Source organism: Streptomyces sp. NPDC087440 (assembly GCF_044744005.1).
In the GTDB taxonomy this organism is placed as follows: Bacteria; Actinomycetota; Actinomycetes; order Streptomycetales; family Streptomycetaceae; genus Streptomyces.
In genome coordinates this window covers 190,561-216,750 of the sequence record NZ_JBIUXN010000001.1, presented here as the reverse complement: position 1 = coordinate 216,750, position 26,190 = coordinate 190,561, and the positions used below count along the sequence as shown (strand labels likewise).

Here is a 26,190-nt window from a genome sequence, read left to right as displayed (position 1 = left end):
CCTCCTGGGGGAGGAGCCGGCCGCTGTGGACCCCGCCGGGGGAGCCGTCCGGCGCCGCCGCCGACCGCCCGCACACGGGGGTTACCCCCACCCCGAAACGGTGGCAAGCAGGCTCCTCCACCAGCTCCTTTCCTGAAAATACTGGTCCCGCACACCAGTTGACACCCAGACAGGTCGGGAGCCCCTCCATGCACCACCACGCACGCGCGGCAACAGCCGGACCGCACACGCCCGGCTCGCGCAACGGCAGCGGGCGCGGGAGGAACAGACTGCGGCATACGGCCGTCGGGCTGATCGCGGCCGCGATGGTGGCCTCGCCCGTCACCCCGTCCGCCTCCGCCGGGACCCGGGACGCAGGGCACCGTCCGAGCGATCACCGGGCCACCCAGCAGGCCCTGGACGCAGCGGTGCGGGGCGGCCCGCCCGGCGCGCTCGCCCGTGCCGAACGGGGCCACGACGTATGGACGGGCCGTTCGGGCACCGCCGACCTGGCGAGCGGCCGACAGCCACGGGACGACGACCGGTTCCGCGCCGGTTCCCTCACCAAGACGTTCGTGGCCGCGGTGATGCTCCAACTGGAGGCCGAGGGCAGGCTGAGCCTGACCGACACCGTGGACCACTGGCTGCCCGGAGTCGTACGCGGCAAGGGGCACGACGGCACGGGCATTACCGTGCGCCAGCTCCTCAACCACACCAGCGGTATCTACAGTTACACCGACGACCCCGGTTTCAAGCGCAAGGAATTCGGCACCGGCTTCCTGCGGCACCGCTTCGACACCTGGACGCCCGAACACATCGTCCGGCTCGCCATGACCCACGAGCCTTCCTTCGCACCCGGCACGGGCTGGAGCTACTCCGACACCAACTACGTCCTGGCGGCCATGGTGATCCAGAAGGCCACCGGCCGCGCGTACGCACGGGAGATCGAACGCCGCATCCTGCGCCCCCTGCACCTGGACTCCACGACGTTCCCCGGCACCCGGACCCGCATGCCGGGGCCCAGCGGGCGCGCCTACTCCAAGCTGACCGGCGAACTCGGCGGCCCGGCCGACCCGAAGAGCACGACGTACGACGTCAGCGAGCTCAATCCCTCTCTGGCGGGCGCGGCCGGGGAGATGATCACCAACACCCGTGATCTCAACCGCTTCTACCGGAGTCTGCTGTCCGGGCGCATCCTGAAGGAGCCCCAACGGAAGGAGATGACGACGACCGTACCCATCAAGGGGGTGCCCGACGTCTCCTACGGCCTGGGCCTGATGAAGTTCACCCTGTCCTGCGGCGTCGAGGTGTGGGGGCACAACGGCGGTATCCAGGGCTCGATTTCGCAGTCCGTCACGACGGCGAACGGCGAACACGCCCTGTCCCTGAACCTCAACGGGGACTGGAATGCCCAGGTTCCTCCCGTCACCGAGGCTGAATTCTGCACACCCTGACCACCGCAGCTCGTTCCGGCCTTGTGCCACCAACGGGAAGCGCGAGGTGAGCGTCAAGCTGAGAGCGGGGCGCGCTCACGTCGGGGAGAGACCGAGCTCCTCGACGGCGTAGGCCGGGTCGGGGCGGGAGCCGTTGCGGAAGACGGTCACGGTGACCTCGTCCGGCCGTTCGGCGCCCAGGGTTTGCAGGGCCGCGACGGCCTTGCGGGCCAGCGGGCCGGCGCCGGAGTGGACGACGGGCTCGCCGAGCGTCCACTCGGCGAAGCCCGGGCCCATGACTTCGGGCAGCCAGCCGTCCGCGAGCATGCGCCGGGACTGCTCGCTGCCCGGGTCATCCGGTGTCGGCAGGTTCGCGACGTCGAGTTCCGCGCCGGACGCACCGGTGAGGACCGTGCCGTTGACCGTCGTCATGAACTGGACGACGCTGCCCTGCGGACCGCTCATGACCACGGCTGCGTCGGTCGGCAACGTGCCCAGCACCCAGTCCAGGCGTGCCCGCAGGTCGGCCCACGCCGTGCACGGGCCGGTGACGCCGCGTGCGCTGGGACGATCATCGAAACGCTCCAGGCCGTGGACCCTGAACGGGCCGTCCACGCCCCAGCCGCGCACCGTCACCCGCTCGGTGGGAACCTCCAGCACGTCGCGCAGCGCGGCCACGACGGCCCGGCCGTGCTGCGTGGGAATGTCGGCGTACCAGCGCCACTCCAGGCACCAGGTGGGCCGGGCCGGCGAGACGCCTGTGTCCCTGTTCTTCCAGCCGAGCTCCCTCAGGGCCCGTTCCTGAACGGCGGTCAGCGACATGCCCTCGGGGGGCCACACCTCCGCCACCACGTGGTGTTCACCGCACCGGGTCAGCGTGACGGCGACGGAGTCCTCCGGCGCCCCGATCCGCAGTCGGTCCCGGTCCTGCACGTACTCGTCTCCCAAGTAGCGGGCGACAAGCGGCACTTCACCGTGCCCCAACAACGCGTCCCACACTGTCGATTCCATGCCTCCCAGCATGCCCAACCCCTCCTCCGCCACCGGGCACCGGGGCCCGTGGGGAGACGGCCACCGACGTCACGCGCGGCCGGGGCCGCCTCCCGGTCCGTTGTGCCCAAGGGCGATAGTTGTCAGCAAGCAGGACCGCCGAAAGGCCCGCGCACGTGAAGAGGGACAAGGACGCCCCGTGGTCACACTGCCCGCGGGACGACGAGGGAGGGCACACACATGGCACAGGCCCATCGACCGACCAGCACCGGCTCCGGGTCCCCTTCCTCGGGACCGGCCCCGGCCGCCCCGCGGAACTGGTTCCTCCGGCTGGGTGCGCCGCCCGTCGCGGCGACCGCGCTGACGGCGGTCGTCGCGCTCTGCATGTCCCTGGTCGCGTTCGGAAACATCACAGATTTCGGGACCAACCAGCAGTTCGTCCAGCACGTCCTGAGCATGGACACCACGTTCAAGGATCCTGACCTGATGTGGCGGGCAGTCGAGTCCTCCGCCGTTCAGAACGCCGCCTACGTCGCGGTCATCGCCTGGGAGACGCTGACCGCGGCCGTCCTCCTCACCGCCACCTGGTTCTGGATCACGGGGCTGCGCCGCGACGCGTACGATCGCGCCCGCGCGGCCAGCACCGTGGGCCTGGTCATGATGCTGCTGCTCTTCGGGATGGGCTTCCTCGCCATCGGCGGCGAGTGGTTCGCCATGTGGCAGTCGTCCGACTGGAACGGTCTGGACGCCGCCGCCCGCAACCTGGCACTCGCTGCCTTCACGCTCCTCGTCGTGCACCTGCCCGGGATCCGCCGGGCAGATACGGCACGGACCTGAGGCCGACCACGCAGCGCCTGCGTCCGGCCTCCGGTCAGGACGGCCAGGGTGCCGTGGCGTTGGCATCACTGGGACGACTGGCGCTCCTCGGCGTAGCGGGCAAGCCCTTCGGCCATGCCGCGCATGAACTTCTGGAGGTGGCGCGGCATGACCCAGCCCAGCAGCCGGCTCGTTTCGTACTCGCCGTACCAGCGGATGGCCGTGCCGGCGCTCGCTGTCGGCCTCAACTCGATGCGCGCGCGGTAGTTGTGCATCGACGGGTTGAACGCGTCTTCGTAGGCCAAGAGGCGTTGCTCGACCTTCTCGGTGATGCGCTCACCGGTCACGGTGCGTCCCGTCCGGAAGGCCCGGACGGCGCCGACGCGGTCGTCGCCGCCCGGGTCGAGGTCGACCGACCGTGTCGTATCCAGACTGTCCACCGTGGACCACAGCGGCCAGCTCGCGGCATCGACCAACAACTTCCAGACGGTTTCCGGCGTGGCGCGGGTGGTCACTCTGACGTCGTATCGGTGCATGGTGAAGGGCTCCCTGCGAGTGAGCGCGGGGCGGCGTCCCCGGCGGTCGGACGAGGCGGTCGGACGAGGCGGTCGACGCGGTGTCAGCGACCGGTCGTGCCGTCGGTGATCTCGCGGAGGATGTCCGCGTGGCCTGCGTGTCGGGCGGTCTCCTCGATCATGTGGGCGAGTGCCACCCCCAGGCGTTCCACGCCGTCGATCAGTGGCTGCCACAGTGTCACCCCGTGTCCCAGGGGCTCCAGTTGCGGGGTCTGGGTCCGATAGCTGGCACCGGCCACGGAGCTGTCGATCTCCTGCAGGGGAGCGGCCAGGTTCAGAGCGGTCAGCCGGCGCTGTTGGATGTCGGCGAGAAACACCACCACGTCCGACAGCCCCAGAGCGTGCGCGCACTGACGCACCGAGGTTGCCAGATCCATCGACAGGTGCGCCGGGTCGGCCAGGAATTCCGCCAGTCGGTCTCCCGGCCCTCGCGGGTCGCGGGCTCCGGCCCTGTCGTCGTTGGCCTCGGCGTCATTCACCGCGGAAGTCTCGCAGTGCGGGGAGCCGATCCCGCAGTGCACGCGCCGACGGGTCTCAGGAATGTGTGCGGCCGTGTGCCCGGCGCGCCTCGGTGCCGGCCGGGGGACTGTGCCTCAGGCCGAGGGGGACCGGCGCAAGAGCGCCCGGGCCGCGTCGAGTTCTTCCAGGTCCGACCTCGCGGCCGCTTCCCGGTAGCCGAAGGCGTCGTCGCCCACCGGAACGCGCAGCGGCGTGCGGCTGCCGTCGGCGACGAGGGCCAGCACCTGCTCCGCGAAGTCTTCCGGCCGTCCGGAGTCGGGGTTGTCGGCGAGCGCGCGGAAGGCGGCCAGCACGGCGCTGTTGGTGACATCGTAGGCCTCGATGTGCTCCTGGACCCGGGTCATGGCGGTGCCGTACTGGGTGGCGTACATGCCCGGTTCCAAGACGGTGACGTGGATGTTGTGGGGTGCCGCTTCCAGCGCCAGGGTCTGGCTCATGGCTTCGAGGGCCTGCTTGCCGGCGGCGTAGGCGGCGGCGCCGGGGAGGGCGACGTGCCCCGCCACGGAGGAGACGTTGACGACGTGGCCGTGGCCCTGGTTCCGCATCAGGGGCAGGACGAGACGCGTCAGCCGCCAGGGGCCGACGACCAGGACCTCCAACAGATCGCGCAGGTCGGCGTCCGAGGTCTCCTCGACCGCGCCGAACATGCCGGTTCCCGCGTTGTTGACCAGGACGTCGATGCCGCCGAGCCGCTCGTGGGCCAGCCGCACGGCCCGTTCGCAGGAACCGGCGTCCCGCAGTTCGAGCGGCACCGCGGTGACGCGTCCGGGCCAGGCGCTCACCAGGGCGTCGAGATCCGCGGTCTTGCGGGCGGTGACGACGAGTTCGTCACCGTTGCGCGCGGCAGCGGAGGCCAATGCCTGTCCCAGCCCCGAGGAGCACCCTGTGATCACCCAGCGCCTTCTCATGGAATTCCCCCCGAGCGGTTTCGTTCCTGGCCCCGGACCGTGGGCGCACGGAGAAGCCCCTGAGCGGTACGGCCCCGGCCGTGCGGCAGCAGTTCATCGTCGTGGGCGGCCGGTACCGGCGTCACCCCTGCTGCGGAAGCGCCCTCGGGCGCGCGGACGCACGATGGGGCGCACGGGCGGACGCCGCTGACCCGCGGATGCGCTGACCGGGGACGGGGCTTCTCCTTCACCCCGCACCGGAGCGACCCGTATCGATGCTGCTGAGACTGCTTCCGGGCGGCAGCCGCCGGACCGGCAGTGCGAGATCGGCGCAGACGTCGACGTACGCGATGTCGAGGGGTTCGGGTGCGGACTTCGGCCGGCCTGCCGCCCACCACCCAGGACACTCGCCCGGCAGCGCCTGGACAGCGGGCGGCGCACCGCCACCGCGGCACCTCAGCGCGCGGCACGGTCCGCGATGTCCTGCGCCGCGAGGTAGCCGAAGGTCATGGCCGGGCCGATCGTCGAGCCCGCGCCCGCGTAGCTGTGCCCCATCACCGCGGCGCTCGCGTTGCCCGCCGCGTACAGCCCGGGAATGACCGAGCCGTCCTCCCTCAGTGCGCGCGCGGCGGCGTCGGTGACGATGCCTCCCTTGGTCCCCAGGTCACCGGGCACGATCTTCAGGGCGTGGAAGGGCGGCAGCCACAGCGGGGCCAGTGTGGGGTTGGGGGCGATCGAGGGGTCGGCGAAGTAGTGGTCGTACGCACTGTCGCCACGCCCCTGATCGGTGTCCCTGCCCGCGCGCGCCTGGCCGTTGAACCGGTCCACGGTCGCACGCAGCGCCGCCCCGGGCACGCCGATCGCGCGGGCGAGCCCGTCCAGGGTCAGCGCGGAGCGCACCGCGCCCGAGGAGTACCAGGAGGCGGGGAAGGGCAACGTGGGCGCCACCGTACGGAACAGGTATCGATTGCGGTAGTTCTGGTCGACCACCAGCCACGACGGAATGCACGGCTCGGCGGGATCGCGGTCGTACATGCGGTGGACGACGTCCGAGTACGGTGCGGCCTCGTTGACGTACCTCCTGCCCGCCGCATCCACGAACAGCCCGCCGGGCAGGGTGCGTTCGGCGAGGCAGAAGTACGGGCCGTCGGGCAGTGGGACCGTCGGACCCCACCAGGCGTCGTCCATCAGCGCGAGCGCCGCCCCCGCGCGCTGTCCCGCACGGATGCCGTCGCCGGTGTTCTCCTTGGCTCCCATGGTCCACTCGGTCCCGATGGGCGCCCGCTGGTACTGCTTGCGCATGGCCGCGTCGTGCTCGAAGCCGCCCGAACCGACGATCACCCCGTGCCGGGCCCGCACCAGGCCGGGCGTGCCCGCCCGTTCGACCAGGACCCCGGTGATCCGGCCGCCCGCGGTGTGCAGGTCGACCAGCGGGGTGTTCAGCCACACCGGCACGCCCGCGTCCAGCAGCCCCTTGCGCAGCGCCCCCGCCAGCGCCTGGCCCATCGTCAGAGGTTTTTCGCCGCGCAGCGCCGCCGCGGTGCCGCGCGCCAGGGCCTGCGCGGCCACGGCGGCGCCCTTGGCGCTGACCGCGGTGAGGTTCAGCCACCGGTAGTCCTGGCTGAAGATCACCATTCCGGCGGGGACGGGGAGGTACGACGGGTTGAGGTGCGCCAGTTCCGGGCCGAGGCGGTTCCCGTCGAAGACGTCCGGCTCGATGGAGCGCCCCATCGCCAGGCCACCGGGCCGCTCCGGGTAGTAGTCGCTGTAACCCTCCATCCAGCGGAACCGCAGGGGGCTGTTGCGCTGCACGAAGTCGATCATCTTCGGTCCGCCTGCGAGGAAGGCCCGCTGCCGTTCCACGGGTACGTCGTCCCCGGCCACCGACGCGAGATAGCGGGCGGCCTTGTCCGGGGTGTCGGGAACTCCGGCGCCGCGGATGACCGGGTTGTTGGGTATCCAGATGCCCGCTCCCGAACGGGCGGCGGAGCCGCCGAAGGTCGGAGCCTTCTCGACGACCAGGCAGCTCAACCCGCGTCCGGCCGCGGCGAGCGCAGCGGTGAGACCGGCAGCGCCCGACCCCACGACGACCACGTCGTAGGCCCCGAGGGTCGGCACGTCCGCTGCGTACGATCTCGTGCCGGACCCCAGCAGCCCGCTGCCGGCCGCCAGCCCGGCGGCGCCGAGCACCGTACGACGCGAGGGTAGAGAGACATCGTGCACGGCAACTCCAAGGGCTTGAGGGAGAGTTGATGGTGCGTCAGGAAACTGACGGCTTCCGCCTGCGATGTCAAGGCGCAACGAGGCATCGGTCCTGGGGCGGACCGTGACGCGACTGCTCCTGGGGCCGAGTCTCGGCGGAACCGGGGGGCGCGAGAGGGGGACACCGGGGGTGGGGCGAGGTCCGCCCGCACAGGAGAGGGCCGCTTGCACCGGGAGAACACCAGCCACCGGAAGCAAGGAACAGGCGACATGTCCGTGGACGTCAGCGACACCCCGCACGCGCCACAACGCCAGGACGGGGCGCGCACTGCGTTTCCCGAGACGGCTGCGGATGCGTCCGCCCACCCTGCCGACCGCGACCCCGCCCTCTGCCCGTGCGGATCCGCGACCTGCGGGACGGGGATGTGTCGGGGTCGGTCTGCCGGTCGGCTGTCGCCGCCCCACCCGCCGGCGCGGGACCAGGGGGCTGCGTCCAAGCTCCTGGCCGGTGCCTTCTCCGACGGGAAGAAGGCCAAGAACGGCCTGGTCACGGTCTACGGCGCGAACGGCGACCTGCTGGCCACCGGCACCTTCTCACCAGAACCGCCGGCCTCCGACGCAGCGGTCGTGCACGGGGCCTCCCGGGGCAAGGACGCAGCCTCCACGTCCCGGGCTACCGCCGTTCTCCGGCTCAGTCCGGCCTGACGCCGGTGGCCGGCCAGGTGTCGCGCACCGCGGCCGGGGTGGCGTTGATCTGCGCCGCAGCCTGCGCGCAGATCCTCCCGACGGTCTCGTCGGGCACGCCCTGGGCCTTGATCGCGTCGATCATCGCGCCCCAGGTCACCGGGGCGAGCTCGCACGTTGCTTCGGGCTGGGTGCCGGGGCGGCCGGGGAGCCCGGACGCTGACTCCCGCCGAGGGTCGGTGCGATGGTACGGCTGGAGGTCATGAGTGACGAGGGACCTCCCACAGGCTTACCTGGCTCTCCTCATAGGCCGCGGCGAGGGTTTTGCCGTCCTTGCTGAACGCCAGGTCGGTCAACGCGGTGGGCCCGCCCGGCAGGTTGCCGGTGACGCTGCCCGTGCTCGCCGACCACAGCGCCACCAATGAGGGGTGGGTCACGCTGCCCGCTGCCAGCGTCCTGCTGTCCGGGGCGAATCGCAGTGGCCCGGCAGACCCGCTGAGTGTGAAGGTCACCCTGCCCGCGTCGATGTCCCACAGCTGTACGCCGCCGGCGTCGGCGTAGGCGAAGAGCTTGCTGTCGGGGCTGAACACGCCATGAGGCTTGAGGGCGTTGCGCGTGGTGATCAGCTTGCCGGTGGCGGTGCTCCACAGCCGCACCGGCTGCTTGTCACCGGCCCAGGTGGCGATCATCTTGCCGTCGGGGCTCAGGACCATGTCGTAGACGAAGACGTCGTCCGCACCGCCAAGGGTGCTGACGGCCTTCTTCGTCGTCACGTTCCACAGCCGCACCGTGTGGTCCGTGCTCGCGGTGACCAGGGTTCCGTCGGGCGCGAAGGCCATGCTCTCGACGCCGTTGGTGTGGCCGGTGAGGGTGGCGCGGAGTGTGCCGTCGGAGACGTTCCAGACCTGTACGGGCACGTCACGGCCGGACTTCTCGGCGACGATCGTGCTGGCCGTGGCGAGGATTTTGCCGTCGGTACTGAACGCCGTGACGACGCTGCTCCCTTTGGCGTGGACGCTGACCGTCCTGCCCGTGGCCACGTTCCTCAGGCGAACCTCGACGCCGTCCGTCGTGGAGTCGGCGTCCTGGCCAGCGATGATCTTCCCGTTCGGGCTGAACCTCCAGCGCGCCTGTTTGTCGAGCGTGACGTCGGGCGTCGTCATGCTCCCGCTCCACAGTCTTACCTTCTGCTCGTCGCCGATGACCAGGGTCTTTCCGTCGGCAAGGAACTCGATCCGCTCACCGGCTCCGCTGAAACGCTTCGTGGGCGTGATCGCACCGCCGGAACCCATGCCCGTGGAGCTGCCGTTCGCCCCGGATCCCCCTCCGCCGTTGGTGAGGATCACCGAGATGACCGTGACCGCTGTCGCCAGGGCGATGGCACCCGCGAGGATGAGCCTGGCCCGGCGGCTGCGGGGGATGAGTGATCTCGCGGGCGCCGATGTGGAGGCGGCGGTAGGTGCGGTCGATCGGTCCGGGAGCGGCGTTCGGGGCGGAGCGGGTGGCGGCGAGGACGGCGGGCGGACGGTCGCGGCCCGTGACCCTGGCTGCCGCGCGGGAGGGGGATCTGGCTCGGGTGGGGGTTCCGGTACCAGGGGCGACACCGCCCGCGTCGGCGTCGGCGTCGGCGGAGCCGCCGCTTGCTGTGCCGCCGCAGGCCCGGGCCCCCGTTCCCCCGCGTGCGTGTCCGCCCGTACGACAAGCCCTCGAAGCCGCTCACCGGCCGCCCCCGACACGAGCCTGCTGTCGTCCTCGGTGAGCAGGCGCAGCTCCTCCACTACGGTCGCGCGCACCCGTTCGTTGCCGATGCGGTGCAGGTGGGCGAGCCCGTCGAGAGCGCCGAGCCGGTCGTTGGCCAGCGGACTGGAGAGGGCGTTGCGCAGGTAGCCGGGAAGCGTCCAGTTGATGTTGCTGGCGATGACCGTGCGGCCCTCGACGTTGTCCTGCCTCTTGGGCCGCTGCTGCGGCATCTCCTCGACGACCCGGTCGTGGACGTAGCTGTAGAGCTCGTCGAGGGTGATGTCCCCGTCGCCGTCGAGATCCGCGCTGCCGTCACGCAGCCCCTCGACCAGGTAGCGGGTGAACACCGACTGCGCCGCGTGGCCGTGCGCCTGGTTGCCCTCGAACGAGTACTGCGTCGCGTCCGAGGCGGTCAGCACGGTACGGCCGCGGCCCTGGAAACGCTCCAGAGCCTGGACCGAGGTGTCTCCCTTGGGGCCCCGGGCACCGAACGCGCCGCTGTAGCAACAGTCGAGGATCAGTACCTTCTGCCGCGAGACGCAGCCCTCGATCGCCCGGTCGATCTGTTCGGCGGACAGTGCGGTGAACAGCAGGCTTTCCCGCCGGGAGTTGGACATCGCCAGATAGAGTCGGCCCTCCTCGTCCTTGAGGCCGTGGCCCGTGAAGTAGAGCAGGGCGAGATCGTCGCTGCGGCGGTCGCGGTAGAAGTCACCGATGGCCTCGCCGACGACGTGATGCGGCTGGTTGAGGAGGGTCGTCACCTCGAACCCGGCGACGGCGGGGTCCCGGAGCACCTCGGCGAGCGCCTCCGCGTCGTGGGCCGGAGAGGTCAGCTGCCGAAGCCCGGGATCCTGGTACTCGTACGTGGCGATCAGCAGCGCGATACGGCGTCCCATCGTCAACCCTCCGTGTGCCGACGGACGTACGCGTCGATCAGGGCCTCGCGCTCGGCGTCCGACGCCCGGTCCAGTTCGATCGTGTCGCCGTCGATGGTCACCGACACCCGATGCCCTGCGGAGTTCCTGCCGAGCCAGTCGCGCACCGTGTCGATGAGCGCCGTGAACACCCCGCCGGACGCGCTCAACGCCACGACGACGGCCCCGATGGTGAGCGCGTCGGTACCCTTCGCGCCGGGCGGAGCCGGGCCGGAGGCGTCGAAGCGCGCCGACTCGACGTCCAGGGCGGCGATTTCGGCCCGCAGTCGTCGGACCAGCCGCTCACCCGCCTCCGGCTCCAGCTCCGGATCGGGTGCGACGACCAGCCTCACATCCCGCGCACCGCCCGCCCGCCGGTCCGCGCCGCCGTCTCTTGCCGGTATGCCCTCGGCCATGTGTCCCTCCGGTGGAGAGTCGTCCCAGAGCCTTCTGCACATTGTGACGCCATTCGGGCGAGGGCGGTGGCGAATGGGGACTCACGTTTCCGGAACTTCGGACGGGTCGTCGATGTGGTCGCCGCACTCACTCTCGGCCCGGTAGGACACAGCCCCCCCATCAACCTCAACTCTGTCTCCCCTCGGTGAGCCAGACTGCCTGCAATGCGGCTGCGTGACGGGGTATCAGCGGGCGAGTGTGACCTTCACCGGCGCGTTGGCGCAGGTCACGGCGGTTTGGGCGAGCGCGTTGGCCTCGGCGGGGTCGATGGTGAGCTGCCATCGCATCTTGATGGCCGTCCAGTTGGCCACGTACGTGCAGTGGGCCGCCTCGGTCGGCATCCAGGTGGTGGGGTCCTGGTCGGCCTTGGACCGGTAGGTGGCCGCGGAAACCGCGAGGAGGGCGCGGGGGTCGCCGAGGTCGTTCGCGTAGGCCTGGCGCTGGGCGGCCGTCCAGGTGGAGGCGCCGGAGTCCCAGGCTTCGGCGAGCGGGACGAGGTGGTCGATGTCGAGCTTCTTCGCGTCCCCGACGTAGGTGTTGTCGTACGAGCTGTACCACTCGCCTCCGCTGACGGTGCATTTCGGGCCCTGCCGGGCGGGGAGGAAGGCTTCCTCGAGGAGGACCTCGGACCGGGTGTCGCAGCCGTCCTTGTCGGCGTCGACCCAGTGCCTGAACTTGCTCCGGTCGTACCCGGCTCGGGACTCGTCCTGGATGATCAGGACCTGGAGGGCGTCCTGCAACGGCATGGTCAGTACGTCGCCGGGGGCGCCGAGCGACCCGGGTGCGGGGGCCTGCGCGGCGGCGGGAGCGATCAGGGCCGCCAGGATCGTCGCTGCTGCGGCTGTGGTTGTGATCGTGCGGGAGAAATACATCGTGCCCACCCCTACGTGGTCGAAGGTCACCGACTTCCGCGACCTTCGTAGCGGGGCGGCCGTCGCCAAGTCGACCGATTCCGGGGGGTGTTCACTCCTGCGGGAGGTAACTGTGATCATCGGCCCGGCGGGGATGGACCCTGCAGGAGAACTCGTGGCTTCCTGTGTCCGGGCGACGGGGAGCAGCCCAGGAAGAGGCTGATGCGGGCGTAAAGCTGCTCCTACCCGATCAGGTTCAGTACTTCGGCGGTGGTCCGGACGTCGCCGAAGGATGGCGTCCAGGCGTTCGGGACTGGTGGAGTCGGTCGGTAGCCACGACGACCGCACAGGCGACGGCGCCGGTGCCCGTAAGAACAGGGGGCGGCCGAGCTTTCCGGCAAGTAGGGGCATGCGTCCGGATTCCGCCCCCGGGCACCATCCTGATCAGGTATTTCAGCCCCCGCATGGTGGGCTTATGGCCCTGGTGGGTGGGGTTCTTGCCGTTGGAGCCTTCGGGTATGACGTCGGACGAGGGCCAGGACCCGGGTGTGCTGAGCGAGGCGGATCTCGCCCTGTTGCAGGCGATGCAGCTCTCGCCGCGCGCCCGCTGGAAGGACATCGGCGACACCCTCGGCATCGACCCGGTGACGGCCGCCCGGCGGTGGCGCAGGCTGGAGGCCGACGGCCGGGTCTGGACGACCTGCGGCCCCGCCCTGGAGAACACGACCGCGTTCGCGTACGTGGAGATCCGCTGCGCGCACGGGGCGGTGAGCCGGGTGGCTGCTCAGATCGCCCGGATGCCGCACGCGATGACCGTCGACCTGACCTCGGGCGAGCAGGACCTGCTGGTCACCGTCATCGCCCGGGACCCCGTCGAACTCTCCGACTTCGTACTGGACGGGCTGGCCCGCGTGGAGGGGATCCGCTCCACGGTGACGCACCCGATCGTCACCCTCCACGTCGAGGCGAGCCAGTGGCACGTACGGATCCTGGGCCGCCGCCAGGTCGACGGCATCCGGGCGTCGGCCGACCCCGCCCAGCGCGGCCGTCCTGCCGCACGGCTGCAACGACTCGACGACGCCGACTGGGAGATGGCGCTGCGGCTGGGACTCGACGGCCGCACCCCGCTGGCCGAACTCGCCGCCGCGGCAGGGATGTCGGAGAGCAAGGCGCAGCGCAGGCTCCGGCTCCTGCAGTCCCGGGGGCAGCTGCGGGTGAGGGCGGAGGTTTCCCGATTCGCCAGTCCCACCCCGGTCCTCGCCTGGCTCTTCGCGGACACGCCCACGACCCGCACCGCTGAGGTCGCCGCCCGGCTGTCGCTCTGCCCGGAGATACGGGCGGTCGCCTCACTGGTGGGACGCCGGCAGCTGCTCCTTGCCGTCTGGGTCACCTCGACGGACCACCTGCGCCTGTTCGAGGCCAAGGTCGAGGAGAACCTTCCCCACGTGACGATCACCGACCGGCGCCTGGTGATCCGCCCGGTCAAGCGGATGGGCCGGATTCTGGACCGGCGCGGCAGAGCGGTGGAGCACGTGCCGGTGGATCTCCGCATCCCGGCAGCGGGCCCGTGGGACCACCTGACCTGACCGGGGTTCGTCTGGGCGTCACCCTGCGAGACGGTTGACGCCTCAGCATTCGATGACGTTGACAGCGAGGCCGCCGCGGGCGGTTTCCTTGTACTTCACCTTCATGTCGGCGCCGGTTTCCTTCATGGTCTTGATGACCTTGTCGAGGGAGACCTTGTGGCTGCCGTCGCCGCGCATGGCCATCTTCGCGGCGGTGACGGCCTTGACGGCGGCCATGCCGTTGCGTTCGATGCAGGGGATCTGGACGAGGCCGCCGACGGGGTCGCAGGTGAGGCCGAGGTTGTGTTCCATGCCGATCTCGGCGGCGTTCTCGACCTGTTCGGGGGTGCCGCCCAGGACCTCGGCGAGGGCGCCGGCGGCCATGGAGCAGGCGGAGCCGACTTCGCCCTGGCAGCCGACCTCGGCGCCGGAGATGGAGGCGTTCTCCTTGAAGAGCATGCCGATCGCGCCGGCGGCGAGGAGGAAGCGGACGATGCCGTCCTCGTCCGCGTTCGGGACGAAGTTCATGTAGAAGTGCAGGACGGCGGGGATGATGCCCGCGGCGCCGTTGGTGGGGGCGGTCACGACGCGGCCGCCTGCGGCGTTCTCCTCGTTGACGGCCATGGCGTAGAGGGTGACCCATTCCATGGCGTGGGCCTTGGGGTCGCCGTCGGCGCGCAGCTGGCGGGCGGAGTTCGCGGCGCGGCGGCGGACCTTGAGGCCGCCGGGCAGGATGCCTTCGCGGGACATGCCGCGCGAGACGCAGGCCTGCATGACGCGCCAGATCTCCAGGAGGCCCTCGCGGATCTCTTCCTCGGTGCGCCAGGCCTTCTCGTTCTCGAGCATCATCGAGGAGATGGACAGGCCGGTCTCGCGGGCCATGCGCAGGAGTTCGTCGCCGGTGCGGAAGGGGTGCTTGAGGACGGTGTCGTCGGGGACGATCGGGTTCTCGCCCGCGACGGCGTCCTCGTCGACGACGAAGCCGCCGCCGACGGAGTAGTAGGTCTTCTCCAGCAGGGGCGTGCCCTGGGTGTCGTAGGCGAAGAGGGTCATGCCGTTCGCGTGGTACGGGAGGGAGCGGCGGCGGTGCAGGATGAGCTCGTTGGGCTCGTCGAAGTCGATTTCGTGGGCGTCGCCGATGTCGGTGCCCAGCAGGCGGAGCTTGCCGGTGGCGCGGATGCGTTCGACCTCGGCGTCGGCGGTCTCGACGTTGACGGTGCGGGGGGAGTGGCCTTCGAGGCCGAGGAGGACGGCTTTGGGGGTGCCGTGGCCGTGGCCGGTGGCGCCGAGGGAGCCGAAGAGTTCTGCGCGTACGGACGTGGTCTGGGCGAGCAGGCCGTCCTTCTTCAGGCGTCCCACGAACATGCGGGCGGCCCGCATGGGTCCGACCGTGTGGGAGCTGGACGGGCCTATGCCGATCGAGAACAGGTCGAAGACCGAGATGGCCACGGGGAAAGCACCTTTCGGGAAGGCTGAACCGGTGGGGCGGGGGAGCGCCCCACCGGTGGCGGGAGGTCAGCTGCGGGCTGCGAGCCTGGACAGGGCCCGGCCGCGCTGCTCGGCGTCCAGGGCCAGGTCGGCGGCGGCGCTCGCGAGGGCCTTGGCCCCCACGAGGATCGCGTCGTCGGCCGCCGGGGTGTTGGTCTCGGCGGTGAAGCCGTGGGTGTGGGGCATGTGGGTGGCGCCCAGGATGCCGAGGGCGGGGTGGATGGCGGGCATGACGTGGGAGATGTTCCCGAAGTCGGTCGAGCCGCCCGCCTTGCCGGGCTCCAGGGTGACCGGGGTGCGGCCGAGTGCGGTCAGGTGCGCCAGGTAGCGCTCGCTGAACCAGGTGTCGGCGCGCATGTCCGCGTAGTCGGGCTGGGTCGCCTCCATCTCCATCGCACAGCCGGTGGCCTGCGCGCCCGCGGCGAAGCACCATTCCGCCTTCATCTTCAGGGCCTGCATCTCCTCCATCGTGAAGGCCCGCACCTCGCACTCCACGGTGGTGGACTCCGGGATGATGTTGATCGCCGCGCCGCCGTGGGAGACGTACGCCGCGATGCGGTGGTCGCCGGGGATCTGCTGGCGCAGCTGGCCGATGGCGACCTGCGCGACCACGGCGGCGGACGCCGCGTTGACGCCCAGGTGCGGTGCGGCGGCCGCGTGGGCGGGGGTGCCGGTGTAGTGGACGCGGAAGCGGGCGACGGCCTGGGTGGGGAAGTGATGGGCACCGATGTCGGCGGTGGGCATGGGGTGGGCCATCATCGCGATGGCGACGTCGTCGAAGACGCCCTTCTCCAGCAGGATCACCTTGCCGCCGCCGTGTTCCTCGGCGGGGGTGCCGATCGCCTTGACCGTGATGTCCAGTTGGTCGGCGAACCGGGCGAGGGCGAGCGCGGCTCCCACGGAGGTGGCGGCGATGACGTTGTGGCCGCAGGCGTGACCGATGTCGGGGAGGGCGTCGTACTCGACGCACACGCCCACCGTCAGGCTGCCGGTGCCGAAGGTCGCGGTGAACGCGGTGTCGAGGCCACTGACACCCGTGGTGACGTCGAAGCCGTGCCGGGCGAGGACGTCGGTGACGCGGGCGGCGGAGCGGTGCTCCTCGAAGGCGACCTCGGGGTCGTCGTGCAGGGCGTGGCTGAGGGCGACCAGCTCCGGATGGACGTCGGCGGCGCGGTCCTGGAGGGCGGCCTGGAGCAGGGTGCGGGCGGCGGTGTTCATGGTGGTGGAGCTCCTCTGCGGTACAGGGACGGGAGAAAGGAAGAGGGGGAGGAAGCAGGCGGCGCCCGTCGGACACGGGATGCGCCTGGCGGATACGGGATGCGCCTGCCGGATCAGGGTGCGGAGCGGACCGCGACCTTGCGGATGGTGCGGGTCAGGACGGCCATCACGGCGCAGCAGCCGACGCAGAGGGCGAGCACCCAGACGTACGCAGCCTCGCCCGGCGCCGATCCGGCCCCGGCGGTGAAAGCGGCGAACACCGCCGCGAAGACGGCTCCGGCCGCCGCCCCGGCAGCGACGCGGGCGGTGTTGTAGATGCCGGTGGCGATGCCGGTCGTCTCGGGGGAGACCCGGGCGACGATCATCGCGGGCAGTCCCGCCATGGCGAACCCGTTGCCGACGCCGATCAGGCCCACTCCCAGCAGGAACGGGGCGATGCTGTTGTGGGCGAAGGCCAGCAGGGCGAACCCGGAGCCTGCGACCACCGCGCCGATCACCAGGACCGGGCAGTCGCCGATCTTCTTGGCGCACTTCGCGGCAGCCGTGGAGGAGCCGAAGGCGGCGAGACCGAAGACGGTCATGACCCCGCCGATCTCCAGCGCGGTGAGCCCGAGCCCGAAGCCGGTGGCCACCGGGTCGCTGCCCGCCAGCAGGGCGATGACCGTCTGGGAGCCGAACAGCTGCGCTCCCAGAAGCAGCGCGATGACGTACAGCGGCAGGACACCGCCCCGGGCGACGGCCCTCAAGTCGATCAGAGGCTCCGGAACCCTGAGCGCGGTACGCACCCACATCCCGAGCATCGCCACCCCGCCGAGCAGGCAGCCCAGCGTCAGTACGGAAGTCCAGCCCCAGGTCAGGCCGTTGCCCAGGGCGAGCAGCAGCAGCACCATGCCGATGCTGAGGGTGACCGTGCCCCACCAGTCGATCCGCCCCGCGGCACGCGAGACGCTCTCCGGCACCCCCACCCACAGGGCGAGGAAGCTCAGGGCGACGACGACCACCGGTACGAACAAGGAGACGCCGAGGCTGCCGGTGGCGTTCATGAGCCCGCCGGCGGAGACCATGCCGAGGCTGACGCCGACGGTGAGGGCGCCGACGAGGATGCCGATGATGCTGCCCGCTCGCTCGGGTGCCCGGTCCCGTACGAGACCGATCATCAGAGGCAGGAACGCCGACATCGGTCCCTGGACGACGCGTCCCGCGAGGAGCACCTCGAACGAGGGCGCCAGGGCGACCATCACGGTCCCCACGACGACCGAAGCCGTCGCGATCCGCAGCAGCAACCGGTACCCGAACATGTCGCCGAGCTTGGCGAGCAGCGGCACACAGACCGCGCCGCTCAGCAGGTAGGCGGAGCTCACCCAGTTCAACTGCCCGTGGCTGACCTCGAAAGCCCCGCCCAGCGCGGGCAGCAGCGGAACCGGCCACCCTTGCAGCAGTCCGCTGACGAGTTCGAGCACCACCAGGGAAACCAGCCCCGCCGTACCGAGCCTCGCAGCCGCACGCGGAACCGATCCCGGTATCGCCCCGGGCGGCGGATCGGAATTCTTCACGACGTCGGGTGCCGTGGTCATGGAGCCCTCCTCAAGCCAACACGCGGACAGCGCCGTTGCCGTCCGGCAGGGGCTCACCACGTCCCACCCGGCATCCCGAAACGGCCGCCGGGGCGGGATCTTGAACCCCTCTGGCCGTCATCCTGCAGTTCCGCGACCACAACACCGCGGGGATGCCCGATTCCCCCGTCCGGCGAATGAAGATCGCAGAAATGCGCCGATCTCGGGTGCCAAATGGCATTGAGCACCCATAGCGCCCCCTTGGGTGATGTGCGGCCTCCGGCGAGCAGGCGGCCGTCCAGCCCGAGGAACTCGAAGGGGACGGCGCGACACGGGACTTCGGTCCGTCCGCACGCCGGTGAGGGGGATTTCTCCTGCTGAGGCCGGCCCGTGAGGACCCTGCGACGCCCCTGGGCAAACGGGCCGACTGTCAGGTCGCGGCAGGCCGTCAGGAGCCGCGTACAGCTGCGCGGAGAACGCGGGCAACACCGCTTCCGGGCCCTCCACAGTGTGGAGAGCCCGGACCTGACCAGAGTGTCTTGGGGGGGAGAGATCACCGGGTTAGCCCGGTTTGACCGCCAATGTCGAGAAGTAGTTCGACATGTAGAGGGCGGATGCGTTGGATTGGTGCGGCGCTTCCGTGAAGCCGGTGAGGACGAACCCCGCGGCGAGTTGCCCGCCGATCTGGGCGGTGAGGGTGTGGCTGTATTCAAGAGCCGCATCCGCGCCGAACTTTGCGGCGCGTTCCTCGGCGGAGTAGTGCGTGACATCGCTGTAGGGCAGCTTGTGCACGACGATCAGCTCGCCGCGCTCGTCGAGCGCCTCGTTGTCGAACAAGTACACATCAGGGTTGAGGAAGCCCGCGAGCAGAGTTCCGCCGGGTCGCAGGACGCGGAAGCACTCATCCCACACTTGTGCCAAGTCCGGTACGAATAGGTTGGAGACCGGATGGAAGACGACGTCGAACTCGGCGTCGCCGAAGGCACTGAGGTCGCGCATGTCGCCCAGCACGGTGCGCAGTTCGAGTCCGTCGCGCGCCGCCACCATCCGGTCCTGGCCGAGCTGGCCGGGTGAGTTGTCGAACACGGTGACCCGCGCCCCTGCGGCGGCGAGGATCGGCCCCTGTTGACCACCGCCGGAGGCCAGGCACAACAGGTCCTTGCCGGTCAGGTCCGTCGGCAGCCAGGAGCGGTCGACCGGCTCACGCCCGATGAGAACGATCGACCAGTCGCCCCTGCGGGCGCGCTCGACATCCTCGGCACTCACCGGCCTCGACCACTCGTTGCCCTCGCGGACGTATCTGTCCCAGGCTGCCCGGTTGTGGGCAGCGGGGTCGACGTCAATGCCCTGCATATTCAGCTCCTGCTGTGGCCAATCGGCACCTGCTGTACGGACAGGTCGGTGCTGCCAGCCAACACGTCAGCCGTGTGCCGCTCAACCACATTGTCGGGAGTTCCGCTAGATCCGGGCTGCGCAAGGTGCACGAGTGCCGTCCCGCAGTCGGTCGGGCGTTATGCCGCACCCCCCTTCTCCAGCAGCGCGGCGAAATCAGGAGCGTTGAACAGGGCGTCCCCGTCCTCGACCTTCTTGCCGTCGAGCAGCACCGAGGGCACGGATGTCTCCCCGCTCGCCTGGAAGGCCTTCAGGGACTGCTCGACCCAGCCCTTGTACGAGAGGTCGTTGACCGCCTTGTCGAAGGCCTCGCCCCGCAGCCCCTTCACCTGGGAGGCCAGCTGAAGCAGGTACGCGTTCGAGAAGCCCTGGGCCTCCTCGGTGCCCTGCGCCGTGAAGACGGCCTCCTGGAACTCCGCGAACTTCCCCTCCTCCAGTGCCGCACGCAGTGCGTTGGCCGCCCGGGTGGAGCCGGCCGTCTCGCCCCGGTCCAGGAAGGAGGCGATCGTGTACTCGGCCTTGACCTTGCCGGAGCGGACGGCCTTGGCCACCGCCTCCCCGCCGCCCGTCTCGAACTTGGCGCAGTACCCGCATTGAGGGTCCACCGAGATGCGCACGGTGTGCGGCGCGTCCGGCCGGCCGACGACGACCGTGGTGCCGTCCTGCGCGAGGGCGGCCGGGAGGCCCTTCGCGTGTCCGGCAGGAGTGGGGGAGGTGTTGGTGGGCGGGGCGTCGGACGCCTGGGACGTCGAGCCGCAGCCCGTGGCCGCCACCCCGACCAGCGCGGCCGTCAACACGGCCACCACCACCCGTCCCGTCCGGCGCGCAAGGGGATGAGGGGTCGTGGTCATGGGCCGGGTCCTCCTGGTCGTACCTGGATGTTCCACCGTTCACGCTAGGAGGCGAGGACCGCCGCTCCGCCCGGCAGAAGGCCCGTCCTTCAGGCCCAAGGTCCATAAAGTCCCTGTCAGGGAGACCCCCCGTCAGGAGAAGGAGAGCAACAGAGTCAGCAACCCTGCCGAGCAGGCGAGTTCGACCATCCCCACCGTCCGCACCCGCAGCCTCCGCCCCGGCAGTACCGCCGCCCGCAGCAGGAAGCAGGAGAACAACACCGCCGCCATCGGAAGCAGCAGCGCCGCACAGGCCAGCGCCGCCGCGTGGTACGCGATCGAGCCGTACAGGTAGCGACGGTTCCGGCGCTCCCGGATCATCGTCTTCACGTACAGCACCGTGCCCGCGAAGTAGAGGAAGCAGAGCGCGGCAGGCACCACCCCCTCCGTGATCGTCCCGCCCCCCAACCGCAGCGCCACCAGCAGTACCGCGCAGGCGGGGAACACCGCCAACAGGCCGTTCACCAGCGCCCGTTCACGGTTGCGCCACGCGTAGAGCGTGTTCACGGCGAAGCACGGCAGCGCGGCCGCCACCGCGACGAGCAGCCACGGCCGCAGCACCAGGAGCGGCACGCCCAGCACCGCGAGCGCGCCCGCGAACACGGCCGTCGGCTTCACGTGCCGCCCCGCCGCGCGCGGATTGCGCGAGAGGCGGCGCAGACGTACGTACTGCTGGAGGTGGAAGGCCGTCGCGTACGCCAGCAGCCAGCACACGAACAGCGGCAGATGCAGCCACACCGGGTGGCCCAGGAACGTGCCCACGGCGTACGGCACGGTGAGCATGGCCCACGCACCGTGCTGGTCGGGCACCCACTGCGTACGTTTCCCGCTCATGCCGTACGTCCCGTCCTCACGCGGCGACCACCTGGTGCAGGGGCTCCACGGCGGTACGGTCCAGGGCCGCCCCCGGCGCCTCCCGCTCGCCCGGCCCCGCCAGCAGCTCCACCGGTTCCCCCGCCCGCACCCCCTGCGGCACCACCACCGCCAGCGCGTCGCAGGAGGCCAGGCCGCGCAGCATCGCCGGGCCGTGGAAGTCCAGCGGGTGGACGGACCCGTCCCGCACCGCGACCGGCACCAGCGCCGTGGATGGGGCGCGCCCGGCCAGCCGTACCGCCGCCGGAAGCCCGACCGGGGCGGCGGGCGGCAGCCCCGCCAGGGTGCGCAGGAGCGGCACGGCGAGCGTGGCGGTCCCGGCGACCGCCGCCAGGGGATTGCCCGGCAGTCCGACGACGGGCCTGCCGTCGGGGAGGAGCGCCAGGAGCATCGGGTGCCCGGGACGTACGGCGACGCTGTCCACCAGCATCCGCGCACCCAGCGCCCCCAGGGCGCGCCGTACGTGGTCGACCGGGCCGCGGGCCGAGCCGCCCGTGGTCAGGACGACGTCCGCCGTCGAGCGGGACAGCGCGGCGCACAGCGCGTCGAGGTCGTCGGCGACCCGGGCGCGCGAGGCCACCCGTACGCCGAGCGCCTCCAGCCACGGCACCAGCAGCGGGCCCAGCGCGTCCCGCACCCGGCCGCGCCCCGGCAGGCCCCGGTCGAGGAGCTCGTCGCCCAGTACCAGGAGGTCGGCGCAGGGGGTGCCGGTGACGGTGAGGGCGTCGTGCCCGGTGGCCGCGGCGAGGCCCAGGACGGCGGGGGTGACCCGGGTGCCGGCCGGGAGGAGGGGTTCGCCCGCCCGGCACTCCTGGCCGCGCAGCCGGATGTCGCGGCCGGACGGGAGGTCGGGCGGGAGGTCGGGCGGGAGGTCGGGCTGGAGGTCGCGACCGCGTTCCAGGACCGCCGCTCGGGCGGCCTTCAGCACATCGCCTTCACGCACACCGTCCTCGCTCCGCAGCACCAGCGACGCGCCCGCCGGAACCGGTGCACCGGTCGCGATCGCCACCGCCTCGCCCGGCCCCAGCGGCCGCCCCGTGCCTCCCGCGAGCACCCGCCCGCGTACGACGTGCCAGGGCCCCGGACCGTGCACCGCCCAGCCGTCCATCGCGGAGGTGTCGAAGGCGGGCAGGTCGGTGAGGGAGGCGAGCGGTGCGGCCAGCACCCGGCCCGCCGCGTCGGAGAGCGGCAGCCGCTGCGGGAGCAGGGGCTGGACGGCGGAGGCCGCGACCGCGCGGGCGTGCGCCCAGGTGTGCAAGAGAATCGACCGTCCCTTCGGGAGCGCCCTTCAGCCGCGGAGCAGTCCGCCGGGCCAAAAGGCCTTTTGCGCAAGCATTTTGTTGCCGAATTCCACCATGTCACCCCTCCCGGAGCGGAATTGTGGAATTAGGTCACCGTCCGGCGGGACCTTGGTCCCCGGGGTCGACGGAAAAGCAGTCATAGGGTCGAGGTGGGCCAGGGAATTTACCGGCGAACCGTCGGCAAGTCCGGTCCGCTGTCTTTCCATTCCCCGGAGGGTCAAGTTGCGGCAGAACCAGAGCGGCGCTGCGGAAGCACTGCTCAAGGCCGGACGGTATTTCACCAAGGCCGAAGTGTCCGACGATCTGCGCACGGTGCACCGCACCGGCGGGCGGGACGGCGAGCGGTTCTACCGGGACCGCTGGAGCCACGACAAGGTCGTCAACTCCACGCACGGCGTGAACTGCACCGGCTCGTGCCGCTGGAAGGTCTACGTCAAGGACGGGATCATCACCTGGGAGACCCAGGCGACCGACTACCCCTCCGTCGGCCCCGACCGCCCCGAGTACGAACCGCGCGGCTGCCCCCGCGGGGCGTCCTTCTCCTGGTACAGCTACTCGCCGACCCGGGTCCGCCACCCCTATGTGCGCGGCACCCTGCTCTCGATGTACCGCGAGGCCAAGAAGCGCCTCAGGGACCCGGTCCTCGCCTGGGCCGACATCCAGCGCGACCCGGCCCGCCGCCGGACGTACCAGCAGGCCAGGGGCAAGGGCGGCCTGGTCCGGGCGACCTGGGACGAGGCCCTGGAGATCGCGGCGGCCGCGCACGTGCACACCATCAAGGAGCACGGGCCCGACCGCGTCGCCGGGTTCTCCCCGATCCCCGCGATGTCCATGGCCTCGCACGCCGCCGGCGCCCGCTTCCACTCCCTCATCGGCGCGCCGATGCTGTCCTTCTACGACTGGTACGCCGACCTGCCCGTCGCATCCCCGCAGGTCTTCGGCGACCAGACGGACGTCCCGGAGTCGGGCGACTGGTGGGACGCCGCGTACCTGATGATGTGGGGCTCGAACGTCCCCGTGACGCGCACGCCCGACGCGCACTGGATGGCGGAGGCCCGCTACCGGGGCCAGAAGGTCGTCACCGTCTCTCCCGACTACGCGGACAACACCAAATTCGCCGACGAATGGATGCACCCGCACCCCGGAACGGACGGCGCGCTCGCCCTTTCGATGGGCCACGTCCTCCTCAAGGAATTCTTCGTCGACCGGGAAACCCCCTTCTTCCGGGACTACGTACGGCAATACACGGACCTCCCCTTCCTCGTCACGCTCCGCGACACCGAACAGGGCCTGGTCCCGCACAAGTTCCTGAATGCGGCCGACCTCGGGCAGGACACCGAGAACGCCCGGTGGAAAACCGTCCTCGTCGACGACGCCACCGGCGAACCCGTCGTCCCGCACGGCACCCTCGGCCACCGCTGGGGCGCCAACGAGACCCCCGAGTGGAACCTCGACCTCGGCGACACCGTCCCCCGCCTGACCCTGTACGGGGAGGGCTCGGCGGAGATCGTCCTGCCCCGCTTCGAGGAGGACCGGCCCGGCACCGTACGGCGCGGAGTCCCCGTCCGCCGGATCGGCGACCGGCTCGTCACCACCGTGTACGACCTGATGCTCGCCCAGTACGGAGTCGGCCGCGACGGCCTGCCCGGCGAGTGGCCCACCTCGTACGACGACGCGTCCCAGCCCGGCACCCCCGCCTGGCAGGAGACCCTCACCTCCGTCCCGGCGGCCCAGGCGGCGCGCGTGGCACGGGAGTTCGGCGAGACCGCCGAGAAGTCGCGGGGCCGCTGCATGATCCTGATGGGCGCGGGGACCAACCACTGGTTCCACTCCGAGACCATCTACCGCGCCTTCCTCGCCCTGCTCACCCTCACCGGCTGCCAGGGCCGCAACGGCGGCGGCTGGGGCCACTACGTCGGCCAGGAGAAGTGCCGCCCGGTCACCGGCTGGGCCACCCTCGCCAGCGCCTCCGACTGGGCCCGCCCGCCCCGGCACATGATCGGCGCGGGCTGGTTCTACCTGCACACCGACCAGTGGCGGTACGACACCCTGCCCGCCGAAGCCCTCGCCTCACCCCTCGCGGAGGGCACCTTCGACGGCATGTCCGGCGCGGACTGCCTCGCCGCGTCCGCCCGCATGGGCTGGATGCCCTCCTACCCCACCTTCGACCGCAACCCCCTCGACCTCGGCGCGGCGGAGAACCCCGTCGCAGCGGCCGTCGAGGAACTCAAGGCGGGCACCCTCGGATTCGCGGGCGAGGACCCCGACGCGCCCGGCAACTGGCCGCGCGTCCTCAACGTGTGGCGGGCCAACCTCCTGGGCTCCAGCTCCAAGGGCAACGAGTACTTCCTCAAGCACCTCCTGGGCACCCACAACAACCTCCCCGACGACGGCCCGCGCTGCACACCCCGCGACGTGACCTGGCGCGAGGAGGACGTCGAGGGCAAGCTCGACCTGCTGATGGCGATGGACTTCCGGATGACGTCCACGACGCTGCTCGCCGACGTCGTCCTCCCGGCCGCCACCTGGTACGAGAAGCACGACCTGTCCTCCACGGACATGCACCCCTTCCTGCACGCCTTCACCCCGGCTGTCGACCCCCCTTGGCAGGCCCGCTCCGACTACGACGCCTTCCACGCACTGGCCCGCCGCTTCGGCGAACTCGCCGGTCAACACCTCGGCGTACGCAAGGACCTGGTCGCCACCGCCCTCCAGCACGACACCCCCGGCGGCGAGATGGCCCAGCCCGGCGGCGTCGCCCTCGACTGGTCCCAGGGCGAGTGCGAGCCGATACCCGGGCGCACCATGTACAACCTGGCCGTCGTGGAACGCGACTACGGCGCGATCGGCGACAAGTTCGCGGCGCTCGGCCCGCTCATCGACACGCTCGGCGTCACCACGAAGGCCATCACCTTCGAGGTGGGCGAAGAGGTCGACTACCTCGGCGCGAAGAACGGCACCGTGCGCGGGGGAGTGGCCGACGGCCGCCCCCGCCTCGACACCGCCCAGCGGGCCTGCGAGGCGATCCTCTCCCTCTCCGGCACCTCCAACGGCCGCCTCGCCGTCCAGGGCTTCGAGACCCTGGAGAAGAAGGTCGGCACCGGGATGGCCCACCTGGCCGCCGAGGCCGAGGGCAAGCGGGTCACCTTCGCCGACACCCAGGCCCGCCCGGTCCCCGTCATCACTTCGCCCGAGTGGTCCGGCAGCGAGTCCGGCGGACGCCGCTACACCGCGTTCACCGTCAACACCGAACACCTCAAGCCCTGGCACACCCTGACGGGGCGTCAGCACTTCTTCATCGACCACGACTGGCTGCACGAGGTCGGCGAGGCCCTGCCCGTCTACAAGCCGCCGCTCAACATGCACCGCCTGTACGGGGAGCCCGAACTCGGCCGGGTCGAGGAGAAGACCGTCGCGGTCCGCTACCTCACCCCGCACAACAAGTGGGCCATCCACTCCATGTACCAGGACAACCACTACATGATGGCGCTCGGACGGGGCGGCCAGACGGTGTGGATGTCGCCGCAGGACGCCGCGTCCATCGGCGTCGCCGACAACGACTGGATCGAGGCCGTCAACCGCAACGGCGTCGTCACCGCCCGCGCGATCGTCTCCCACAAGATGCCGCCCGGCACGGTCTACATGAACCACGCCCAGGAGCGCACCGTCGGCGTCCCGCGCACCGAGAAGACCGGCCGACGCGGCGGCATCCACAACTCGCTCACCCGCGTGATGCTCAAGCCCACCCATCTCGTGGGCGGCTACGCCCAGTTGACCTGGGCCTTCAACTACCTGGGCCCGACCGGCAACCAGCGCGACGAGGTCACCGTCATCCGCCGCCGCAGCCAGAACGTGGAGTACTGA

Annotated in this window: 21 protein-coding genes; 5 read left to right on the top strand and 16 right to left on the bottom strand. The window is 71.1% G+C overall.

From position 1 onward, the window contains the following. The first annotated feature begins 188 nt into the window (after window positions 1-188). Window positions 189-1,433, top strand: coding sequence for a serine hydrolase domain-containing protein (locus ACIO3O_RS00875; RefSeq protein ID WP_401740242.1), 1,245 nt, complete (start codon window positions 189-191; stop codon window positions 1,431-1,433). Window positions 1,434-1,508: 75 nt separating this feature from the next. Here ACIO3O_RS00875 and ACIO3O_RS00870 read toward each other — a convergent pair whose 3' ends face one another. Next, window positions 1,509-2,423, bottom strand: a complete 915-nt coding sequence (locus tag ACIO3O_RS00870) for a TY-Chap domain-containing protein (RefSeq protein WP_401740241.1) — start codon at window positions 2,421-2,423, stop codon at window positions 1,509-1,511. 219 nt (window positions 2,424-2,642) lie between these two features. On the opposite strand from ACIO3O_RS00870, the gene ACIO3O_RS00865 reads away from it, so the two are divergent. Then, the gene (locus ACIO3O_RS00865) at window positions 2,643-3,239 is read left to right on the top strand and encodes a DUF2165 domain-containing protein (protein WP_401740239.1); all 597 of its coding nucleotides are present in this window, start codon (window positions 2,643-2,645) and stop codon (window positions 3,237-3,239) included. 65 nt (window positions 3,240-3,304) lie between these two features. On the opposite strand, the gene ACIO3O_RS00860 is transcribed toward ACIO3O_RS00865, so the two are convergent. The 4 genes from ACIO3O_RS00860 to kstD form a co-directional block, all read right to left on the bottom strand. Continuing rightward, window positions 3,305-3,754 carry an SRPBCC family protein gene (locus ACIO3O_RS00860; protein ID WP_401740237.1) on the bottom strand — a complete coding sequence of 150 codons (450 nt, stop codon included), beginning with the start codon at window positions 3,752-3,754 and terminating at the stop codon, window positions 3,305-3,307. 83 nt (window positions 3,755-3,837) lie between these two features. Then, window positions 3,838-4,272, bottom strand: a complete 435-nt coding sequence (locus ACIO3O_RS00855) for a DUF664 domain-containing protein (RefSeq protein WP_401740235.1) — start codon at window positions 4,270-4,272, stop codon at window positions 3,838-3,840. A 114-nt stretch (window positions 4,273-4,386) separates the two neighbouring features. Next, window positions 4,387-5,205: an SDR family NAD(P)-dependent oxidoreductase gene (locus tag ACIO3O_RS00850; RefSeq protein ID WP_401740234.1), complete on the bottom strand. Its 819-nt coding sequence runs from the start codon at window positions 5,203-5,205 to the stop codon at window positions 4,387-4,389. 450 nt (window positions 5,206-5,655) lie between these two features. After that, entirely contained in the window at window positions 5,656-7,422 is a 1,767-nt protein-coding gene (kstD, locus tag ACIO3O_RS00845; RefSeq protein WP_401740232.1) for a 3-oxosteroid 1-dehydrogenase, read from the bottom strand. Window positions 7,423-7,671: 249 nt separating this feature from the next. Here kstD and ACIO3O_RS00840 point away from each other — a divergent pair, with 249 nt between their 5' ends. Next, window positions 7,672-8,106: a hypothetical protein gene (locus ACIO3O_RS00840; RefSeq protein ID WP_401740231.1), complete on the top strand. Its 435-nt coding sequence runs from the start codon at window positions 7,672-7,674 to the stop codon at window positions 8,104-8,106. On the opposite strand, the gene ACIO3O_RS00835 is transcribed toward ACIO3O_RS00840, so the two are convergent. The 4 genes from ACIO3O_RS00835 to ACIO3O_RS00820 all read right to left on the bottom strand — a co-directional run bounded on the left by ACIO3O_RS00835 (window position 8,093) and on the right by ACIO3O_RS00820 (window position 12,097). Next, window positions 8,093-8,245, bottom strand: a complete 153-nt coding sequence (locus tag ACIO3O_RS00835; protein WP_401740230.1) for a hypothetical protein — start codon at window positions 8,243-8,245, stop codon at window positions 8,093-8,095. The genes ACIO3O_RS00840 and ACIO3O_RS00835 overlap by 14 nt on opposite strands. A gap of 100 nt (window positions 8,246-8,345) precedes the next feature. Next, window positions 8,346-10,721 (bottom strand): caspase family protein, encoded by a 2,376-nt coding sequence (locus tag ACIO3O_RS00830; protein ID WP_401740228.1) that lies wholly within the window; start codon window positions 10,719-10,721, stop codon window positions 8,346-8,348. Window positions 10,722-10,723: 2 nt separating this feature from the next. After that, window positions 10,724-11,155, bottom strand: a complete 432-nt coding sequence (locus tag ACIO3O_RS00825; RefSeq protein WP_401740226.1) for a hypothetical protein — start codon at window positions 11,153-11,155, stop codon at window positions 10,724-10,726. A gap of 225 nt (window positions 11,156-11,380) precedes the next feature. Continuing rightward, window positions 11,381-12,097 carry an HNH endonuclease family protein gene (locus ACIO3O_RS00820; protein ID WP_401740225.1) on the bottom strand — a complete coding sequence of 239 codons (717 nt, stop codon included), beginning with the start codon at window positions 12,095-12,097 and terminating at the stop codon, window positions 11,381-11,383. 467 nt (window positions 12,098-12,564) lie between these two features. On the opposite strand from ACIO3O_RS00820, the gene ACIO3O_RS00815 reads away from it, so the two are divergent. Then, window positions 12,565-13,632: an Lrp/AsnC family transcriptional regulator gene (locus ACIO3O_RS00815; RefSeq protein ID WP_401740224.1), complete on the top strand. Its 1,068-nt coding sequence runs from the start codon at window positions 12,565-12,567 to the stop codon at window positions 13,630-13,632. Window positions 13,633-13,674: 42 nt separating this feature from the next. Here the strand turns inward: ACIO3O_RS00815 and ACIO3O_RS00810 are convergent, their stop codons facing one another. From ACIO3O_RS00810 to ACIO3O_RS00780, 7 genes are all read right to left on the bottom strand, one after another. Further along, window positions 13,675-15,060, bottom strand: a complete 1,386-nt coding sequence (locus ACIO3O_RS00810) for an L-serine ammonia-lyase (protein ID WP_401740222.1) — start codon at window positions 15,058-15,060, stop codon at window positions 13,675-13,677. 66 nt (window positions 15,061-15,126) lie between these two features. Beyond that, window positions 15,127-16,317: an amidohydrolase gene (locus ACIO3O_RS00805; protein WP_401740220.1), complete on the bottom strand. Its 1,191-nt coding sequence runs from the start codon at window positions 16,315-16,317 to the stop codon at window positions 15,127-15,129. Between the two features lie 113 nt (window positions 16,318-16,430). Beyond that, window positions 16,431-17,891: an MFS transporter gene (locus ACIO3O_RS00800; RefSeq protein ID WP_401740218.1), complete on the bottom strand. Its 1,461-nt coding sequence runs from the start codon at window positions 17,889-17,891 to the stop codon at window positions 16,431-16,433. Between the two features lie 540 nt (window positions 17,892-18,431). Continuing rightward, the gene (locus ACIO3O_RS00795; protein ID WP_401740216.1) at window positions 18,432-19,223 is read right to left on the bottom strand and encodes a class I SAM-dependent methyltransferase; all 792 of its coding nucleotides are present in this window, start codon (window positions 19,221-19,223) and stop codon (window positions 18,432-18,434) included. Window positions 19,224-19,381: 158 nt separating this feature from the next. Further along, on the bottom strand, window positions 19,382-20,113 hold the full coding sequence (locus ACIO3O_RS00790; RefSeq protein ID WP_401740214.1) for a thioredoxin domain-containing protein: 732 nt from the start codon (window positions 20,111-20,113) through the stop codon (window positions 19,382-19,384). Window positions 20,114-20,245: 132 nt separating this feature from the next. Next, window positions 20,246-20,986 carry a YwiC-like family protein gene (locus tag ACIO3O_RS00785; RefSeq protein WP_401740213.1) on the bottom strand — a complete coding sequence of 247 codons (741 nt, stop codon included), beginning with the start codon at window positions 20,984-20,986 and terminating at the stop codon, window positions 20,246-20,248. 16 nt (window positions 20,987-21,002) lie between these two features. Beyond that, window positions 21,003-22,283 (bottom strand): molybdopterin molybdotransferase MoeA, encoded by a 1,281-nt coding sequence (locus tag ACIO3O_RS00780; protein ID WP_401740211.1) that lies wholly within the window; start codon window positions 22,281-22,283, stop codon window positions 21,003-21,005. A 265-nt stretch (window positions 22,284-22,548) separates the two neighbouring features. Between ACIO3O_RS00780 and ACIO3O_RS00775 the strand changes: the two genes are divergently transcribed. Beyond that, complete coding sequence (locus ACIO3O_RS00775) at window positions 22,549-26,190, top strand: nitrate reductase subunit alpha (protein ID WP_401740209.1); 3,642 nt, start codon at window positions 22,549-22,551, stop codon at window positions 26,188-26,190.

Coding starts and splice junctions, on each gene's coding strand:
- ACIO3O_RS00875 (WP_401740242.1), top strand. CDS start 189: ATGCACCACCACGCACGCGCGGCAACAGCCGGACCGCACACGCCCGGC.
- ACIO3O_RS00870 (WP_401740241.1), bottom strand. CDS start 2,423: ATGGAATCGACAGTGTGGGACGCGTTGTTGGGGCACGGTGAAGTGCCG.
- ACIO3O_RS00865 (WP_401740239.1), top strand. CDS start 2,643: ATGGCACAGGCCCATCGACCGACCAGCACCGGCTCCGGGTCCCCTTCC.
- ACIO3O_RS00860 (WP_401740237.1), bottom strand. CDS start 3,754: ATGCACCGATACGACGTCAGAGTGACCACCCGCGCCACGCCGGAAACC.
- ACIO3O_RS00840 (WP_401740231.1), top strand. CDS start 7,672: ATGTCCGTGGACGTCAGCGACACCCCGCACGCGCCACAACGCCAGGAC.
- ACIO3O_RS00830 (WP_401740228.1), bottom strand. CDS start 10,721: ATGGGACGCCGTATCGCGCTGCTGATCGCCACGTACGAGTACCAGGAT.
- ACIO3O_RS00825 (WP_401740226.1), bottom strand. CDS start 11,155: ATGGCCGAGGGCATACCGGCAAGAGACGGCGGCGCGGACCGGCGGGCG.
- ACIO3O_RS00815 (WP_401740224.1), top strand. CDS start 12,565: ATGACGTCGGACGAGGGCCAGGACCCGGGTGTGCTGAGCGAGGCGGAT.
- ACIO3O_RS00805 (WP_401740220.1), bottom strand. CDS start 16,317: ATGAACACCGCCGCCCGCACCCTGCTCCAGGCCGCCCTCCAGGACCGC.
- ACIO3O_RS00800 (WP_401740218.1), bottom strand. CDS start 17,891: ATGACCACGGCACCCGACGTCGTGAAGAATTCCGATCCGCCGCCCGGG.
- ACIO3O_RS00795 (WP_401740216.1), bottom strand. CDS start 19,223: ATGCAGGGCATTGACGTCGACCCCGCTGCCCACAACCGGGCAGCCTGG.
- ACIO3O_RS00790 (WP_401740214.1), bottom strand. CDS start 20,113: ATGACCACGACCCCTCATCCCCTTGCGCGCCGGACGGGACGGGTGGTG.
- ACIO3O_RS00785 (WP_401740213.1), bottom strand. CDS start 20,986: ATGAGCGGGAAACGTACGCAGTGGGTGCCCGACCAGCACGGTGCGTGG.